The sequence below is a fragment of the Sinorhizobium sp. RAC02 genome (genome assembly GCF_001713395.1).
Lineage (GTDB): Bacteria > Pseudomonadota > Alphaproteobacteria > Rhizobiales > Rhizobiaceae > Shinella.
This window is the reverse complement of record NZ_CP016452.1, coordinates 1679608-1696869: the sequence shown is the minus strand read 5'-3', so window position 1 is coordinate 1696869 and position 17262 is coordinate 1679608. Positions and strand designations below refer to the sequence as shown.

Here is a 17262-nt window from a genome sequence, read left to right as displayed (position 1 = left end):
AAGTTTGCTATTGACCTTCCCATGGTTGGAAGCCCCATCTTCTGTCCGAACCTGAATTTCGGAACGAGAAAAGGAGGCGGCTATGAATGCCCCCGTTCGCGCAACAGACTTAACCGGAACGATATCGCTCCCCATCGAGGGCATGACGTGCGCGTCCTGCGTCGGGCGTGTCGAAAGAGCCCTGAAGACCGTCCCGGGGGTCGAGACCGCATCGGTCAACCTGGCGACGGAGCGTGCGAGCATCACGACCAGATCGACGGTCGACCGCGCCAAGCTCATCGAGGCCATCGAAAATGCCGGCTATTCCGTGCCTGTGAAATCGGCAGGTTCGGCCGGCCCCACGGAGCTGTCGATTGACGGCATGACGTGCGCATCCTGCGTCGGCCGTGTCGAGCGTGCCCTGAAGGCGGTTCCCGGCGTAACGGGGGCGGTCGTCAATCTGGCGACGGAGCGCGCGACAGTCCACGGAGAGGCCGCGGTCGCGACCCTGATCGCGGTGATCGAGGACGCTGGTTATGAGGCAAAGCTGATCGGTGCGGCCGCCGCCGCCCATAGCGATGAAGACGAGAACGCCGAGCGAGCGGAGAAGAAGGACGCCGAGCGCCGTGAACTGGCCCGCGATTTCACCATCGCGGCGGTGCTCACCGCGCCTGTCTTTCTTCTGGAGATGGGATCGCACCTCATTCCGGGCGTGCATGGCCTCATCGAATCCACGATCGGCATGCAGTGGAACTGGTACATCCAGTTCGCACTGACAACGCTCGTCCTCTTCGTTCCGGGCATTCGCTTCTATGACAAGGGGCTGCCGGCGCTCTGGCGTCTTGCTCCCGACATGAACTCGCTTGTGGCCGTCGGTACGCTCGCAGCTTACGGCTATTCGCTGGTCGCGACCTTCGCCCCCGGTTTCCTGCCGCCCGGCACGATCAACGTTTACTATGAGGCCGCCGCAGTCATCGTCGCGCTCATTCTGCTCGGCCGCCTGCTCGAGGCCCGCGCCAAGGGTCGGACGTCCGAAGCGATCAAGCGCCTGGCAGGTCTTCAAGCCAAGACGGCGCGCGTGCGCAGGAACGGCAAGGCGGTCGACCTGCCGATCGGCTCGGTCGTTTCCGGCGATATCGTCGAAGTTCGTCCCGGTGAACGCCTGCCCGTTGATGGCGAGGTGGTGGAAGGCACAAGCTATGTCGACGAGTCGATGATTACCGGCGAGCCGATCCCGGTTTCCAAGGTGCTGGGTAGCGCGGTCGTCGGTGGTACGGTCAACCAGAAGGGCGCGTTCGCGTTCCGCGCTACGGCGGTCGGCGGCAATACGGTGCTTTCGCAGATCATCCGCATGGTCGAAGAGGCGCAGGGCTCCAAGCTGCCGATCCAGGCGCTGGTCGACAAGGTCACGATGTGGTTCGTACCGGCCGTCTTCGCCGTCGCGGCGCTGACCTTTGCGGCCTGGCTCACCTTCGGCCCGTCACCCGCGCTTACCTTTGCGCTGGTCAATGCCGTCGCTGTCCTGATCATCGCCTGCCCGTGCGCCATGGGTCTGGCGACGCCGACCTCCATCATGGTGGGCACCGGCCGCGGTGCGGAACTCGGCGTACTCTTCCGCAAGGGGGAAGCACTCCAGTTGCTGAAGGACGCCAAGGTCGTGGCGCTCGATAAGACGGGCACCCTGACCGAGGGCAAGCCGACCCTGACCGACCTGGAACTGGCCGCCGGCTTCAGCAGATCAGCAGTCCTTAGTCTTGTCGCCGCTGTCGAGGCCAAGTCGGAGCACCCGATTGCCAGTGCGATCGTGGAGGCGGCCGCCGGTGAAGGCATCGCGCTGCCGGTTGTGTCGGACTTTGAATCGGTGACGGGTTTCGGCGTCAAGGCCATGGTTGAAGGCAAGCGCGTTGAAATCGGCGCAGACCGCTACATGAACGAGCTCGGCCATGATGTCGCAACGTTCTCCAAGGTTGCCGCCCGTCTCGGTGACGAAGGCAAGTCGCCCCTCTATGCCGCGATCGACGGAAAGCTCGCGGCGATCATCGCGGTCGCCGATCCGATCAAGGCCGCCACGCCTGCGGCAATCAAGGCCCTGCACGATCTCGGCCTCAAGGTCGCAATGATTACCGGCGACAATGCCCGCACTGCCAAGGCCATAGCAGCCCGGCTGGGGATTGACGAAGTGGTGGGGGAAGTGTTGCCGGACGGCAAGGTCGATGCGGTTCGCCGCCTCAGGGCCAAGTACGGCAAGGTCGCCTTCGTCGGTGACGGCATCAACGACGCCCCGGCACTTGCGGAGGCGGATGTCGGTCTTGCCATCGGCACGGGTACGGATATCGCAATCGAGGCGGCGGACGTGGTCCTGATGTCGGGCAGCCTGCAGGGCGTGCCGAACGCGATCGCTCTGTCAAAGGCGACCATCGGCAATATCCGGCAGAACCTGTTCTGGGCGTTTGCCTACAACACGGCCCTCATCCCGGTCGCGACCGGCCTTCTCTATCCGGCCTACGGCATCTTGCTCTCGCCGGTCTTTGCCGCGGGCGCCATGGCTCTGTCCAGCGTCTTCGTGCTCGGCAATGCGCTGCGGTTGCGGACGATCAAGCTGGCGAACTGACAAATCGCTCAGCCGACCCGATATCCGGGTCGGCTGAGCGCCATTTTACGGAGAATATTGATGAACATTGGACAGGCATCAAAAGCCTCGGGCGTATCGGCCAAGATGATCCGCTACTACGAGCAGACCGGCCTCATTCCCGCCGCTGACCGAACGTCGTCCGGCTATCGCGACTATTCGAACACCGACGTCCACATGCTGCGCTTCATCCGCCGTGCGCGCGATCTCGGTTTTTCTGTGGCCGAGATCAGCGATCTTCTTGGCCTGTGGCGTGACGAGACCCGGCAGAGCGTCGAGGTCAAGCGTCTGGCGCAGGGCCACATCGATGAACTGCAAAAGAAGATCAAGGGCCTGCAGGACATGGCCCACACGCTGACGACGCTCGTCAACGCCTGCCACGGCGACCACCGCCCGCACTGCCCGATCCTGCAAAGCCTCGAAAGCGATCTCGAGAACGAGGACCTGGTTATCCAGCCCCGCTCCGGCGCGGTCGCACGACCGGTGCAATGACGCACCCGTCCGGGCGTCTCCGCGCGACAACAATCGCCATCTTGGTCGGCGCGCGCACCCCGGCGAACACCGGCGTCACGGCGCCTTCAGGGGACCCAGAGCACGCAGGTGCTTTCTCATCTCCTCGGCCGCGGCCGCGTTTTTTCCGTCGAACAGAAGTTCCAGAATGCGGACATGCTCGATGCAGCGGGCGCGGGCGAGTTCGCGGTCGACCTTCTGCTGATATTCGATGAGCCGGCGAAGCCGATCGACGCGGCGCAGGCTCTCGATGAAGAAGGCGTTGCGGCTGCATTCGGCAATGGCCTCGTGCATTTCGCTGTTGATCTCGAAAAGCCGGACGGCGGAGATTTCCAGGATCCCGCCGGCCACCAGATGGCGCTGCTGCTCAAGGTGCCGCTCGAGGACAGGCCTGTCCAGCATGAAGCCCGGCTCCAGGATAGCGGCGGGCTCGATCGCCTGGCGGAAGCTGTAGCTCTGCCGATAGGTCTCCATCGAGGTCAGGACCGGCAGGAACCGCCAGCCATGCCCGGGCAGGCGCTCGGCCCAGCCTTCTTCCGACATGCGCCGGAGCAGGGCCTGCAAGCGAGGGCGCGTGACGCCGTAGCGGCGCAGCAGTTCATTTTCGCTGATCCTGTCGGGGATCGCTCCGGCCAATCGGTCGCGGGCGATCGCCAGATATGTCTCCTCGCTGCCGTCGGAGCCCGACTCGCTTGCGGCAAAAGCCTCTGCCGCTCCGGGATCAGCGACCTCGAAACCGCCTCTTTCAGCCGGCGACAGCACGCCCGCGCGCTGCAACTCGCGGAGCGCCGTGCGGATCGGCGAGCGCGAGACGAGGAAGCGTTCGGCAAGGCTACGCTCTGTCAGTGCGTCGCCGGGTGCCAGCCGCTCTGCATGCACAAGCCTGGCGATCTGCTGGGCTAGGGTGCTGGCGATCTGGGTCATGTCCGCTCCTTCGTGGCTGCGGGTCTTCTCGCATTTTTTGCGTGGTTCGCCAAGCTGTGGTTTTTTGTGCTTGCATAGTGCCAGGATTCGGATTAGTGGGATTTTGTACTTTCAAAACACCATGTGTGTTGGCTCGATCGAGGAGGGTTACAAGTGCGCATATTGGCCCTGCCAGGTGACGGGATCGGCCCTGAAATCACCGCAGCGACCATTGAGGTTCTTGAGGCTGCCGACCGGCGGTATGGTCTTGGGCTGCGGATCGAAAGCGCAGATATCGGCCTGAAGGCGCTGGCGGAGCATGGCACGACCTTGCCGGACCCGATCATGCGGCGCATTCCGCAGGTCGAGGGTGTCATCCTCGGCCCGGTTTCGCATTACGAATATCCGCCGATTGAAAAGGGCGGAATCAATCCGTCCGGCGAACTGCGGACGAAGTTCAATCTCTATGCCAATGTCCGCCCCTGTCGTTCGCGCCCGGATCTGTCGATCCTGAAGAAGCCGATGGATCTCGTGATCGTGCGGGAAAACACCGAAGGGTTTTATTCCGACCGGAACATGTTTGCGGGCAGCGGCGAGTTCATGCCGGACCCGGACCTTGCTTTGTCCATGCGCAAGATTTCTGCGGCGGCCTGCCGACGGATAGCCGAGGCGGCGTTCCGGTTGGCGGCGACGCGGCGGCGCAAGGTGACGGCGGTCCACAAAGCCAATGTGCTAAAACTCTCGGATGGGCTTTTCCTGCGCGAAGTGCGCAAGGTGGCAACGGCCTTCCCGGATGTGGTTCTGGAGGAATTGATCGTCGATGCCGCGGCGGCGCTTCTGATACGCCAGCCCGACCGATTCGATGTCCTCGTCACAACCAACATGTTCGGCGATATCCTGTCGGACGAGGCGTCCGAACTGTCCGGCAGTCTTGGCCTCGGTGGTTCGCTCAACCAGGGCGACGACATCTGCGTGGCGCAGGCCCAGCATGGCTCCGCACCGGATATCGCCGGTTTGGACAAAGCGAATCCGACTTCGCTTATCCTCTCGGCGGCTATGCTGCTGGACTGGTTGGCCGAGCGTCACGCCGCTCCGCAATTCGCCAGTGCCGCCCGGGGGATCGAAGTCGCGGTGGAAGCTGCGCTGGCTGACCCGGCCAGCCGTACCGCAGACCTCGCCGGCCCGCTCGGAACCGCCGCGTTCGCAACCCGCATCGCGGGCGCGGTCGCACTCGGCGAGGGAGGCCCGCAATAATTGATTGAAACCGGATTGTCGTATATACGCGCTTAATACCATTCCGGGGTTGAAAATGAACGAACTTCATCGCTCGCTGGCGGACAAGATTGTCCGCCATATCAGGACATCGGCCATGGAACAGGGACAGCATCTGACGGAAGCCAGCCTCCAGACCCTGTTCGGCACCTCGCGTCCGCCGATCCGCTCGGCGCTCGGCCTGCTGGCCGATCAAGGCATCGTCGAGCGGGTTCCCAACAAGGGGTTCTATCTGCTCGATCCCCACCGCATCGCCGCCGATCCTTTGCCGGCCGCCGATGACACGTCGGATGAGGCGACCTACCTACGCATCGCCGACGACCGCCTGTCGCGCCGCTTGCCGGACAGGGTCAGCGAGACGGACCTGATGCGGCGCTACGGCGCGTCGCGGCTGGCCCTGCGACGCATCCTGACCCGCATTTCCGGCGAGGGCTGGATCGAGCGCAACGAGGGCAGGGGCTGGACATTCGCCGTGCTGATCGATTCCGTCGAGGCCTATCGCGAATGTTATGATCTACGCCAGGTGATCGAGGTGCACGGCATACGCTCGCCGGAATTCCGATCCGACCCGGTCGTGCTGGCAGACCTGCGCCGGCGGCAGGAAATCATTGCCGACGGGGGGTGGGAGCGCCTCAGCCAGATGGAACTGTTCGAGGCGAATTCGGCCTTTCACGAGGGGCTGGCGACGTTGTCCGGCAACAGGTTCCTGCTGACCACAGTGCAGAAACTCAACCAGCTTCGGCGTCTGATCGAATACCGGCAGACGCTGAACGCGGCGCAGGTGCGGGGCCAGAATGCCGAGCACCTTGCCATCCTGGATGCGCTGGATGCCAGCGATTTCGACAGGGCGGCCAGCTTGATGCAGGACCATCTTGGCAAGGCCAAGCTGCGCAAGGCCCGCGCTGAAATGTTTTCCGGTGGCTCCGCGAGCGAGCCAAACCAAGGAGGTGACACATGACACGCGTTCTCGTACCCGCAGGGGCGCTGGGATTGGGCTATGACCGCGAGGCGCTGGAGCGCGGCGTGGCCAACCGTCCCGATATCATCGCCATCGACGGCGGCTCGACGGATAGCGGCCCGTCCTATCTCGGGCGGGGCGTCTCGAAATATTCCCGCGCCTCGACCAAGGTGGAATGGCGCGAGTTGATGCAGGCGCGTGCGAAAGCCGGGGTGCCGCTGGTCATCGGCACGGCCGGCACCTGCGGCGCCGATGCGGCGGTGGACTGGCTGTTCGACATCACCCGCGAGATCGCCCTCGAAGAGGGCATGAAGGTCAAGGTCGCGACGCTGAAATCCGGCCAGCCGAAGGATCGGGTGAAGGCTGCGCTCGGCGGCGGTCGCCTGCACGCCTTGCCGGCAGCACCCGACATCTGCGAGGCCATCGTCGACGACTGCACCAACATCGTCGCGCTCGCGGGCATCGAGCAGGTCGCGGCCGCGCTTGCCACCGGGGCGGACATCGTGATCGCCGGGCGCACCACCGATACGGCGATCATCGCCGCCCTTCCGGTTGTGCGCGGCGATCATGCCGGGGCCGCCTGGCATGGCGCCAAGGTCGGCGAATGCGGTGCGCTGGCCACCACGCAGCCGAATTCCGGCGTGATCCAGATCGACTTCGACGCCACGGGCTTTACCATCGAGCCGATGGCCGCGGATGCCGCCGCCACGCCCTATACCGTTTCGGCTCATATGCTCTACGAAAACTCCGACCCGTTCATCCTGCACGAACCGGGCGGTCATCTCGACGTGACGCGGTCCGACTATGAAGCGCTCGATGGCCGCCGGGTGCGTGTCGAGGGCTCGAAATGGGTTCCGGGCCGCTACACGGTGAAGCTTGAGGGCGCGCGCGTCGTCGGCTACCAGACCGTCGGCCTCGCCGTCGTGCGCGAGCGTCGCTATGTCCAGCATGTCCGCGAATGGGCGGCGGATATGGAGGCGAAGGTGCGCGACAAGATCGTCGCCCGCATGAGCCTTTCTGCCGATACCTTCAACGTCGAGATCCGGCTGATCGGCATGGATGCGACGCTCGGCGCGCTGGAAAACCGCCGCGACGTGCCGGTCGAGGTGGGCATCCTGGGCATCCTGACCTGCCCGACCGCCGAACAGGCGGCCGAGGCCGGAAAAATCCTCAATCCCTATCTCCTGCACCATCCCCTGACCGAGGACGAGCCGATGCCGACCTTCGCCTTTCCCTTCTCGCCCGCTGAAATGCAGCGTGGCGCGCTCTACGAGTTCTGCCTTAACCATGTGATGGAGCTGGACGATCCGCTGTCGGCTTTCGTGCTCGAAACCCATGAGGTGGGACATGCCTGAACTGGGAAGCCTCGTCAGCAAGGTACGCTCCAAGAATGCCGGGCCGTTCTGGCTGACGGTCGACGTCTTCTGCGACGATCCGACGACCTATACGCGGGTGCGCGAGGGGTTGAAGGACGCCACCGTGGCACGGCTCTTCGGCGTCGAGCAGCAATTGCTCAAGCGCTTCGACATTCCCGCACTGAACGTAGTGAAATTCTCCGTGCCGCGCCCCGTCGTGCAGGGCACGCGGGCCGACCGCGACATGCACGGAGCCGGCTGGGCCTGCCTTCTGGAGGAGTTGCAGATCGATTGATTGTTCTGCCGCAAGCCTTGGTTTTGCGCTGCCCTCTGTCTGGTGCAGGGGGCGGTTTTTTTGTGGTTTCCTCATCGTCCAAGCCGACAACAAGGGTGTTGCGCAAAGGGCTGTATTGTCGTAAGTATCTCATTAAGACAACGGCAAGGAGGCCGGTGTCTGTGTTGCCGGATAGGCAGCATCAGGGCTTTCGGCCCGGACTTTTTGGGAGGAAATTATGATAAAAGCAGTTTTTGCCGCAGCATTGGCGTTTTCGCTTTCGGCCGCAGCGCCGGCCCTTGCCGACCCGGCAGTGGTCATGGCGCCGGGTGGCGCTGGCGGCGGTTATGACGCCATGGCGCGCCTGCCGTTCGAAGCCATGTCGAAGGAAGGCATCTTCGCCGACGGCGCGACCTACACCAACAAGGGCGGTGCTGGCGGCACGATCGGCCTTGCAGAATTCGTCGGTGCCAACCGCGGCAACGACAATGCCGTCATGTCGATGGGCGTCATCATGGTGGGGGGCATCCTGCTCAATTCCTCGCCTGTCACGCTGGACGACGTGACGCCGCTGGTGCGCCTCACCAACGATACGGGCGTTGTCGCAGTGGCGACAGACTCGCCGATCAAGACCGTGGACGATCTCGTCAAGGCGATGAAGGCGGACATCGGCGCGGTGTCGATCGGCGGCGGCTCGGCCGGCGGCGTGGACCATATCGTGATGGCGCTGATCGCCAAGGAAAGCGGCCTGGAACCGGCCAAGCTGAACTACATTCCCTATGACAGCGGCGCGGAAGTCGTCACTGCCCTCGGCGGCGGTGCCGTGACGGTTGCCGTGTCGGGCGTCTCGGAATTCAAGCCGATGGCCGATGCCGGCCGCATCCGCATCATTGCGGTCACGTCCGAGGGCCGTTTCGAAGGCATCGATGCGCCGAGCCTCAAGGAATCCGGCCTCAACGTCGTTGTCGGCAACTGGCGCGGCCTCGTCGGTGCACCGGACATGTCGGCAGACGGCCGCAAGGTGTGGCTGGACCGCTTCGCCAAGATGCATGACAGCGCTGCCTGGAAAGACATTCTTGCCAAGCAGGGCTGGGAAGATGCCTACCTTGCGGGCGACGATTTCGTCACGTTCCTCAATGACGAAAAGGTCCGTATCGGTGCAATCCTGAAAGAATCCGGCCTCGTCAAGTAACGCGCCGCGTGTCTGGAAAGGATGACTGACATGACGGAACGCCCCTATTGGATTGCGGCGGCAACGGTCGGCTGGGGAGCCGTCGTTCTCTGGAAGGCCGCGGAATTGCCCCAGTTCGACCAGTACGCCCATGTCGGCCCGGGCTTCATGCCCTCGGCCGTCGGGTTCGGTCTGGTCCTGCTGGGCTTGATGCTGGCGCTGCAGATCCGCCGGGGCGTTTCGTTCGAGGAGCAGAGCGCCGAGGATGTGAGCGAGGACCACCACGTCTCCTACAAGGCGCTTGGTCTCGTCGCTTTGGCCTGTGCCTTGCCGATGCTGACGATGAAGCCGCTTGGCTTCGTCGTCACCTGCACCGGCTGTTTCGTGCTGATCGCGGCGGCGTTCAAATCGCGCCGCTGGCACCTGGATATCGTTATCGGCCTCGGCTTTGCGCTGTTGTGCTGGTGGCTCTTCCGCAAGCTGGGTGTCCAGCTCGGCGGTCTTCTTCCGATGATGGGGGTGTAGAATGGACGCGATTACCGGCTTGATGAACGGTTTTTCCGTCGCGCTGCAGCCGCAGAACCTCCTATGGTGCTTCGTCGGCACGTTCCTCGGAACTGCCATCGGCGTGCTGCCCGGCATCGGACCGGCGCTAACCATCGCGCTGCTCCTGCCCGTCACCGTCTATATCGAACCGACGGCGGCCTTCATCATGTTCGCTGGCATTTTCTACGGCGCCATGTATGGCGGCTCAACCACCTCGATCCTGCTCAACACGCCGGGCGAGAGCGGATCGATGATGACCGCGCTCGAGGGCAACAAGATGGCCCGCAACGGCCGTGGCGCAGCTGCGCTCTGCACGGCGGCCATCGGCTCCTTCGTCGCCGGTACGATCGGCACGCTGGGCATTACCTTCCTCGCGCCGCCGATCGCCGAACTTGCCTTCATCTTCAAGCCGCAGGACTATTTCGCCCTGATGCTGCTCGCCTTCCTGTCGGTTTCGGTGGTGATGGGAACGTCCAAGGTGCGCGGCTTCATTGCGCTGTTCCTCGGCCTGTCGCTCGGCGTGGTCGGTATCGACAAGCAGACCGGCCTGCAGCGGTTGACCTTCGGCGTGCCGGACCTGATGGACGGCGTCGAGATGACGGTCGTGCTCGTCTCGCTGTTCGCCATTGGCGAGACGCTCTATGTCGCCAGCCGCTTCGGCATGCACAAGCCGAACCTCAATCCGCTGGCCGGCGGCATCTGGATGACCAAGGACGACTGGAAGCGCTCCTGGAAGCCATGGCTGCGCGGCACGCTTTTCGGCTTTCCGATCGGCGCGCTGCCGGCGGGCGGCGCGGAAATCCCGACCTTCCTGTCCTATACGGTCGAGCGCAACCTGACCAAGCACCCCGAAGAATTCGGCCATGGCGCCATCGAGGGTGTGGCCGGCCCGGAGGCTGCGAACAACGCCGCCGCCGCCGGGGTGCTGGTGCCGTTGCTGACGCTCGGCCTGCCGACCTCTGCCACCGCCGCCATCCTGCTCGCCGCCTTCCAGAACTACGGCCTACAGCCGGGGCCGATGCTGTTCATCAATTCGGCCGACCTCGTCTGGGGCCTCATCGCCTCGCTCTATGTCGGCAATCTGATGCTGCTCATCCTCAACCTGCCACTGGCGGGGCTGTGGGTGCGCCTCCTGTTCATCCCGCGCCCCTACCTTTATGCCGGCATCCTGATCTTCTCGCTGGTCGGCATCTGGGGTGTGTCGAATTCCTGGGTGGATCTTGCCATGATGTTCGGCGTCGGCCTGCTCGGCTACACGATGCGCGTCTACGATTTTCCGATCGCGCCCGTGCTGATCGGCCTCATCCTTGGGCCGATGGCGGAAGTGCAGATGCGCCGGGCGCTTGCCGTAGGGCAGGGGGATCCGATGGTCTTCGTCTCCACCCCGCTCTCGGCCGTGCTGGTCGCCGTCTCGGCGCTGATCCTGATCGTGCCGGCGATGCTGCACTGGCGGCGCACGCGTAAGATCAACATGCCCGACGAAACTGCCGGCGTCTGACGGCGCCATTCATCCATGCTGATACCTGACCGGCCGCACCCCCTGCGGCCGGGCGGGAAAACTCAACCCTCCGGGAGCCCGCCATGGCCGAAACGCTTTATTTCCAAGCCGAAGACCTGACCCGATATGCCGCCGCCATGTTCCTCTCGGTCGGCATGAGCCGCGCGGACGCGGACCTGATCGCCGGAGACCTCGTCAAGGCGAACCTACGCGGCGTCGACAGCCACGGGGTCAGCCGCATCCCGATGTATCTGGAGCGGTTGAAGCGCGGTCTCGTCAATCCGCGTCCCGACGTCAAGGTGACGAAGGTCGCGGGCGCCGTCGCCGCGGTCGATGGCGACAACGGCATGGGCTTCATCGCCTCCAACATTGCCATGAACGCTGCTTGCGACATCGCCGGCGAGATGGGCATCGGCCTTGCCGGCGTCAACCGCTCCACGCATTTCGGCATGGGGGCGTGTTATGCACTGCGCGCCATCGAGCGCGGTTTCATCTCGATGATCTTCACCAACTCCTCGCCCGCCATTCCGATGTGGGGCGGGCGCACGACATTCCTCGGCGCAAGTCCCATCGCCGCCGGCATTCCAGGCGGCAAACACCCGCCCTATGTGATGGACATGGCGATGACGGTGATCGCGCGCGGAAAAATCCGGCTGGCGGCGATGAAGGGTGATCCCATTGCCGAAGGGCTGGCGCTGGATGTCGACGGCAACCCCACCACAGACGCCGCCAAGGCCTTCGAGGGCGTCTGCCTGCCCTTCGGCGGCGTCAAGGGTTCTGTGCTGGCGACGCTGATGGACCTGATGTCCGGCGTGCTGACCGGCGCGAATTTCGGCGGAGACGTAAAAAGCCTCTACTTCGACCATTCCGAACCACAGAATGTCGGCCACCTGTTTTTCGCCATCAAACCCGACCTCTTCCTCTCGATGAGCGATTTTGCTGCACGCATGGATGAGTTCTACGAGCGCATCAAGGTTCTTCCGCGCGCGGCGGGTGTGGACGAAATCATGATGCCTGGCGAGCCGGAACAGCGCCGCGAGGACGAGCGCCGCCGCACCGGCATCCCGATCACAGACAATGTCGTCGCGGACCTTACCGCCGAAGGCGCCGGCGCCGGGGTCGCCTTCCCCGACGGTCGCACAGCGCCGTTCGGGACGGACTGATGAACCGCTTCTCCGCGCATATCGGCTATCTCTATACCGAACTGCCGCTCGCCGCGCGGCCGGCCGCGGCCGCGCGCGATGGCTTTACCGCGATCGAGCATCCCGAGCCCTGGAGCGTGCCCGCCGCCGATATGCGAGCCCGCCTTGCCGATCTCGGCCTTACCTTCTCGCAGGTCACCTCCGGCATGGGCGATGCGGCGAAGGGGGAAAAAGGTCTTGCCGCACTGCTGGGCCGCGAGGCGGAGTTCCGCGCCGGCTTCGACCGGGCGCTCGATTACGCGCAAGCCATCGGCTGCCCCTTCGTTCATCCCATGGCGGGCGTGCCGAAGGGCGGCGTCCTGGATGCCGGCGAGACCTATCGCTTCAATCTCTCCTGGGCTTTGAACCGGGCGGAGGGGAGCGGTGTGCGCGTTCTCGTCGAGGCGATCACCATTCCCGGCTACTACATGGGCAGCCTTTCCCTCGCGGCGGAACTGCAGGATCAGTTTCATGGCCGCTTCGACCTTCTTTTCGATACCTACCATGCCGCCACGCTTGGCGAGGATCCCGCCCTCTGGGCGACGCAGAATGCCCGCCGTATCGGCCATGTCCATATTGCCGACCACCCCGGCCGCCATGAGCCGGGAACCGGTACATTGCCCTTCGACCGCCTTCTCTCCGCCCTGACGGCGGCGGGTTATGCAGGCGCGGTCGGCTTTGAATATGTCCCGTCCGCCGCAACATCGACCAGCGCAGCGTTCCTGCCGGGCTGGAAGCGGCTCCTTTCCGAAAAGGTTCTTCCATGACCGCGATCACCTCCGTCAATCCCGCCACCGGACGCCCCATTTGCAGCTTTGAACTACAGGACGATCCCGCTATCGAAGCCGCTCTGGAAGCCGCGAGCCAGGCGCAACGCGCCTGGCGGCTGGTGCCGGTCGGCGAAAGAGTGGCCTTGCTCACCCGCATGGCGGCAGCACTACGCGCCGGCAAGGCGCGCTATGGCGAAATGATCGTGCGGGAAATGGGCAAGCCGCTCGCCGAGGCCGAGGCCGAAATCGAGAAATGCGCCTATAACTGCGATTTCTACGCCGAACATGCGCCGCTCTATCTCGCCGATGAGCCCGTACCCTCGAATGCCACGGAGAGTGTCGTTGCCTTCGAGCCGCTCGGCGTCGTGCTGGCGATCATGCCGTGGAACTATCCGTTCTGGCAGTATTTCCGTTTTGCCGCCCCGGCGCTCGCCGCCGGCAACGGTGCGATCCTCAAACATGCCAACAACGTGCCGGAATGCGCGCTCGCCGTGCAAGAGGTGATGGAGGTGGCAGGCGCCCCGGCGGGGTTGACGGCGACGCTCCTCATCGACACATCCAAGGTCGCCGGTCTCATCGTCGACGCGCGGATTGCGGCCGTCACGCTGACCGGCTCGACCGAGGTCGGCGCCATCGTCGCATCGCAGGCGGGCAAGGCACTGAAGAAGCAGGTGCTTGAACTCGGCGGCTCCGATCCGTTCATCGTGCTGGCCGATGCTGATCTGGAGGCTGCGGCGGAGACCGCCGTCAAGGCGCGCTATGTCAATGTCGGCCAGTCCTGCGTCAACGCCAAGCGCTTCATCGTTGAAGAGGCGGTCGCCGAACGCTTCACCGCGCTCTTCGTCGAGAAGGCTGCCGCGCTGAAAATCGGCGATCCGATGGAGCGGGACACGAAGATCGGCCCGATGGCCCGCGAAAACCTGCGCACCAGCCTGCACGAGCAGGTCGAGCGGTCGCTGGCCGAGGGCGCGGAGCTGAAGCTCGGCGGCCAGCCGATCGAGGGCGAGGGCTTCTATTATCCGCCCACCGTGCTCGACCACGTCAAGCCGGGCATGACTGCCTTCCGCGAGGAAACCTTTGGCCCGGTCGCCGCCATCATCCGGGCGAAGGATGCCGACGAGGCCGTGGCCATGGCCAATGACAGCGAATACGGCCTCGGCGCCGCGCTCTGGACGGGCGATACCGCCCGCGGCCGCACGCTCGCCTCCCGCATCGATGCAGGCGCCGTCTTCATCAACGGCATGACCGCCTCCGATCCGCGTTATCCTTTCGGTGGTATCAAGCGTTCCGGCTACGGACGCGAGCTCGGCGTCTACGGCATCCGCGAATTCGTCAACATCAAGACTGTCTGGATCGGTCCAGCCAAGTGAGGTCTCAAATGTCCGAACCTGCCATCCTGCGCCCGCACGAACTGAAGACCAATGATCGCGGTGGCGGTGCGCGCACCACGCCACTCGTCACCCGCCGTTGCGGCTCGACCAGCATGATCAACGGCATTACCGCCTTCGATCCGGGCGCCGCCATCGGTGTGCATTTCCACAATTGCGAGGAAAGCGTCATGGTGATCGAGGGGGAGGCCATCGCCGAGATCGATGGCGTGCAGCATCACCTCGGTACCAACGACACGACGTGGATCCCCGCCAACGTGCCGCACCGCTTCATCAACGCCTCTGACAAGCCGATGCGCATCTTCTGGACCTACGCCACGGTCGATGCCACCCGCACCATGGTCTCCACCGGCGAAAGCCGCTCCATCGACGCTGAACACGGCCACGCACCGAAATGAGGGAGGGTTCCATGTCCCCCGTCATCGAGGTCGCCGAGATCACGGTGAACGATCCGGCAGGCTTCGAGGCGGCCGTCGCGGCGGCGCGGCCCTATTTCCTGGCGGCGGAAGGTTGCCTTGATCTGGCGCTGCACCGGGTTGTCGAAACGCCGGATACCTATCGGCTTCTGGTGAAATGGCGCCGGATCGAGGATCACACGGTCACCTTCCGCGCCTCGGAAGGGTTCCAGAAATGGCGGGCGCTGGCCTCGCCCTATTTCGCCGGTCCGCCGGTGGTGACCCATTCGGCGGCAATAGGCTTGTGACGGGCGAGGCATGAAACACTCACTGCTCCTGCGACGCTGCATGACCGTCCTGATCTCGGCCGGTGGCGTTGCCATCTTCCTGTTGCTGGATCTGCCTTTGCCGTTCCTGTTCGGCCCGATGGTGGCGTCGCTGGTGGTCGCGTTATGTGGCGTTCCGCTTGCAGGCCTGGGGCAGGTTTCAATCGCGGCGCGTTCGGTGCTCGGCGTGGCGATCGGAACATCGGTCACGCCAGCACTTGTGGCCGAGCTACCCTCGATGCTGGCCTCGGTAGCGCTGGTTCCCCTCTATATCGTGGTGATCGGCCTGATCGGCGTGCCCTTCTTCCGGCGTGTCTGCGGCTTTGATCCGGTGACTGCCTTCTATGCCGCCATGCCGGGCGGGGCGGCCGACATGACGATTTTCGGGCAGGAGGCGGGGGCGAATGTCCGGCAATTGTCGCTGGTGCACGTCACGCGGCTGATGGTCATCATGGTCGTCGCACCGATCATCCTCGTCAACATCTACGGCGTCGGCCTCACCCATCCGATCGGCCCGCCGGCCTCCGACCTGCCGGTGTCGGAACTCGTGATCATGGCCGTCGCGGCCCTCGTCGGCTGGAAGGGCGGCGAGCGGATCGGTCTTTTCGGGGCGGCGATCCTCGGGCCTCTGCTCGTTTCGGCCGTCCTGTCGCTCGCCGGCATCCTGCATCTGCGCCCGCCGCGCGAGGCACTTCTGGCTGCCCAGTTCCTCATCGGCATGGGCATCGGCGTCAGCTATGTCGGCGTCACCATGCGGGAGTTGCGTGACACGGTCGCTGGCGGGGCCGCCTTCGTGGTGATCCTGGCGGCGCTTGCGGGCGCGGTAACGGAACTGGTGACGCTGACCGGCCTTGCCCCGCCCGTCGAAGGCTTCCTGTCCTTCATTCCCGGCGGTCAGGCGGAAATGTCGATGCTGGCGCTCGTTTCCGGCGCAGACCTTAGCTTCGTCGTCGTGCACCACTTGACCCGCATCCTCGTGGTCATCCTCGGTGCGCCGGTGCTCTTCCGCTTTCTGCGGCGGGCTCAACCGCCCGATTGATCGGGCCGCAGGCGCGCCAGCGCCGCGACGATTGCCCATCCAGCGACCTCCACGTCGTCGGCCGAGACATCAAGGTGGGTGACCATGCGGATGCGGTGCTGGCCTTCGACATTGACGCGGATCGCCTCGCCGGCAAGCGCTTCCGCCAGCGCGCTTGCCGAAACACCCGTCCCCAAGAGGTCGAGAAAGAGAATGTTGGTGACAGCGCCCCCCGGCTGCACTTGAAGTCCGGGCACCGCTGCGAGGATTGCCGCAAGGCGCCAGGCATTGTCATGATCCTCCGCAAGTCGCTCGACATTGTGATCCAGCGCATAGAGACCCGCAGCAGCAAGAATGCCGGACTGCCGCATCGCTCCGCCCAAACGGTGCTTCCAGACCAACGCCTCCTCGATAAATCCGGTGGATCCCGCCAGCACCGCTCCGACCGGGCATCCCAACCCTTTGGAAAGATCGATCCAGACGCTGTCGCAGGGTGCCGCGAAACGCGCCGCCGGCAGGCCCGTGGCCACCGCCGCATTCAGCAACCGTGCCCCATCCATGTGCAACGCGAGCCCATTTTCCAGCGCCAGCCCCTTCAACGCGCGTATCGCATCTTCCGACCAGATTCGGCCACCGCCCCGATTGGTGGTCTGCTCGATGGTGATGACCCGGCTGCGTGGCGAGCGGTGGCGCGGCGCCCGCAGGCGGCTTGCGACGTCCTCGGCCGTAAAGATGCCGGTGGCCGTGTCGAGCGGCCGAAACTGTGCGCCGGCAAGCACGGCGGCTCCCGCCCCCTCCGAGCCGAATACATGGGCGTTCTCCGCGCAGATGATCTCGTCCCCCGGTCGGCAGTGCACGATAAAGGCGATCTGGTTCGCCATGGTGCCGGAAGGCAGGAACAAGGCCTTTTGCTGCCCGAGAAGGTTGGCGACGCGCTCCTCCAGTGCCAGCGTCGTCGGATCCTCGCCCCGCTGCTCGTCACCCACCGGCGCGGCGCAGATGGCCAGGCGCATGGCCTCGGACGGCCGTGTCGCGGTGTCGGCGCTCAGGTCGATAAGGCGAGGGTGCTCTGGCATGGACATGTCCTTG

Annotated in this window: 17 protein-coding genes; 15 read left to right on the top strand and 2 right to left on the bottom strand. The window is 64.6% G+C overall.

Annotation, left to right across the window (positions count from 1 at the left end; translation table 11 throughout):
* The first annotated feature begins 82 nt into the window (after positions 1 to 82).
* Entirely contained in the window at positions 83 to 2590 is a 2508-nt protein-coding gene (locus BSY16_RS28895; protein WP_083243165.1) for a heavy metal translocating P-type ATPase, read from the top strand.
* 60 nt (positions 2591 to 2650) lie between these two features.
* A complete protein-coding gene (cueR, locus tag BSY16_RS28890) occupies positions 2651 to 3100 on the top strand; it encodes a Cu(I)-responsive transcriptional regulator (protein WP_069063194.1) in 450 nt (149 codons plus the stop codon).
* Between the two features lie 75 nt (positions 3101 to 3175).
* On the opposite strand, the gene BSY16_RS28885 is transcribed toward cueR, so the two are convergent.
* A complete protein-coding gene (locus BSY16_RS28885) occupies positions 3176 to 4042 on the bottom strand; it encodes a GntR family transcriptional regulator (RefSeq protein WP_069063193.1) in 867 nt (288 codons plus the stop codon).
* A gap of 153 nt (positions 4043 to 4195) precedes the next feature.
* Here BSY16_RS28885 and BSY16_RS28880 point away from each other — a divergent pair, with 153 nt between their 5' ends.
* The 13 genes from BSY16_RS28880 (at position 4196) to BSY16_RS28820 (ending at position 16194) form a co-directional block, all read left to right on the top strand.
* Complete coding sequence (locus BSY16_RS28880) at positions 4196 to 5275, top strand: isocitrate/isopropylmalate dehydrogenase family protein (RefSeq protein ID WP_069063192.1); 1080 nt, start codon at positions 4196 to 4198, stop codon at positions 5273 to 5275.
* Positions 5276 to 5330: 55 nt separating this feature from the next.
* Positions 5331 to 6251 (top strand): GntR family transcriptional regulator, encoded by a 921-nt coding sequence (locus BSY16_RS28875; protein ID WP_069063191.1) that lies wholly within the window; start codon positions 5331 to 5333, stop codon positions 6249 to 6251.
* Entirely contained in the window at positions 6248 to 7606 is a 1359-nt protein-coding gene (locus BSY16_RS28870) for an acyclic terpene utilization AtuA family protein (protein ID WP_069063190.1), read from the top strand. Before BSY16_RS28875 ends, BSY16_RS28870 begins: the two co-directional genes overlap by 4 nt.
* Entirely contained in the window at positions 7599 to 7901 is a 303-nt protein-coding gene (locus tag BSY16_RS28865; RefSeq protein ID WP_069063189.1) for a DUF4387 family protein, read from the top strand. The genes BSY16_RS28870 and BSY16_RS28865 overlap by 8 nt, the downstream gene beginning before the upstream one ends.
* 217 nt (positions 7902 to 8118) lie before the next feature.
* On the top strand, positions 8119 to 9072 hold the full coding sequence (locus BSY16_RS28860) for a tripartite tricarboxylate transporter substrate binding protein (RefSeq protein WP_069063188.1): 954 nt from the start codon (positions 8119 to 8121) through the stop codon (positions 9070 to 9072).
* Positions 9073 to 9102: 30 nt separating this feature from the next.
* Positions 9103 to 9576 (top strand): tripartite tricarboxylate transporter TctB family protein, encoded by a 474-nt coding sequence (locus tag BSY16_RS28855; RefSeq protein ID WP_171902494.1) that lies wholly within the window; start codon positions 9103 to 9105, stop codon positions 9574 to 9576.
* A gap of 1 nt (position 9577) precedes the next feature.
* On the top strand, positions 9578 to 11095 hold the full coding sequence (locus BSY16_RS28850) for a tripartite tricarboxylate transporter permease (protein WP_069063186.1): 1518 nt from the start codon (positions 9578 to 9580) through the stop codon (positions 11093 to 11095).
* 83 nt (positions 11096 to 11178) lie between these two features.
* On the top strand, positions 11179 to 12258 hold the full coding sequence (locus BSY16_RS28845; protein WP_069063185.1) for an Ldh family oxidoreductase: 1080 nt from the start codon (positions 11179 to 11181) through the stop codon (positions 12256 to 12258).
* The gene (locus BSY16_RS28840; protein ID WP_069063184.1) at positions 12258 to 13043 is read left to right on the top strand and encodes a hydroxypyruvate isomerase family protein; all 786 of its coding nucleotides are present in this window, start codon (positions 12258 to 12260) and stop codon (positions 13041 to 13043) included. The genes BSY16_RS28845 and BSY16_RS28840 overlap by 1 nt, the downstream gene beginning before the upstream one ends.
* On the top strand, positions 13040 to 14416 hold the full coding sequence (locus BSY16_RS28835) for an NAD-dependent succinate-semialdehyde dehydrogenase (protein ID WP_069063183.1): 1377 nt from the start codon (positions 13040 to 13042) through the stop codon (positions 14414 to 14416). Before BSY16_RS28840 ends, BSY16_RS28835 begins: the two co-directional genes overlap by 4 nt.
* Before the next feature lie 8 nt (positions 14417 to 14424).
* Positions 14425 to 14832 carry a cupin domain-containing protein gene (locus BSY16_RS28830; RefSeq protein WP_069063182.1) on the top strand — a complete coding sequence of 136 codons (408 nt, stop codon included), beginning with the start codon at positions 14425 to 14427 and terminating at the stop codon, positions 14830 to 14832.
* An 11-nt stretch (positions 14833 to 14843) separates the two neighbouring features.
* Positions 14844 to 15137, top strand: coding sequence for an antibiotic biosynthesis monooxygenase family protein (locus tag BSY16_RS28825; protein WP_069063181.1), 294 nt, complete (start codon positions 14844 to 14846; stop codon positions 15135 to 15137).
* Positions 15138 to 15147: 10 nt separating this feature from the next.
* Positions 15148 to 16194 (top strand): AbrB family transcriptional regulator, encoded by a 1047-nt coding sequence (locus BSY16_RS28820; RefSeq protein ID WP_069063180.1) that lies wholly within the window; start codon positions 15148 to 15150, stop codon positions 16192 to 16194.
* On the opposite strand, the gene BSY16_RS28815 is transcribed toward BSY16_RS28820, so the two are convergent.
* Positions 16179 to 17249 (bottom strand): threonine aldolase family protein, encoded by a 1071-nt coding sequence (locus tag BSY16_RS28815; protein ID WP_171902493.1) that lies wholly within the window; start codon positions 17247 to 17249, stop codon positions 16179 to 16181. The two genes, BSY16_RS28820 and BSY16_RS28815, sit on opposite strands and share 16 nt — an antisense overlap.
* Positions 17250 to 17262 lie beyond the last annotated feature (13 nt).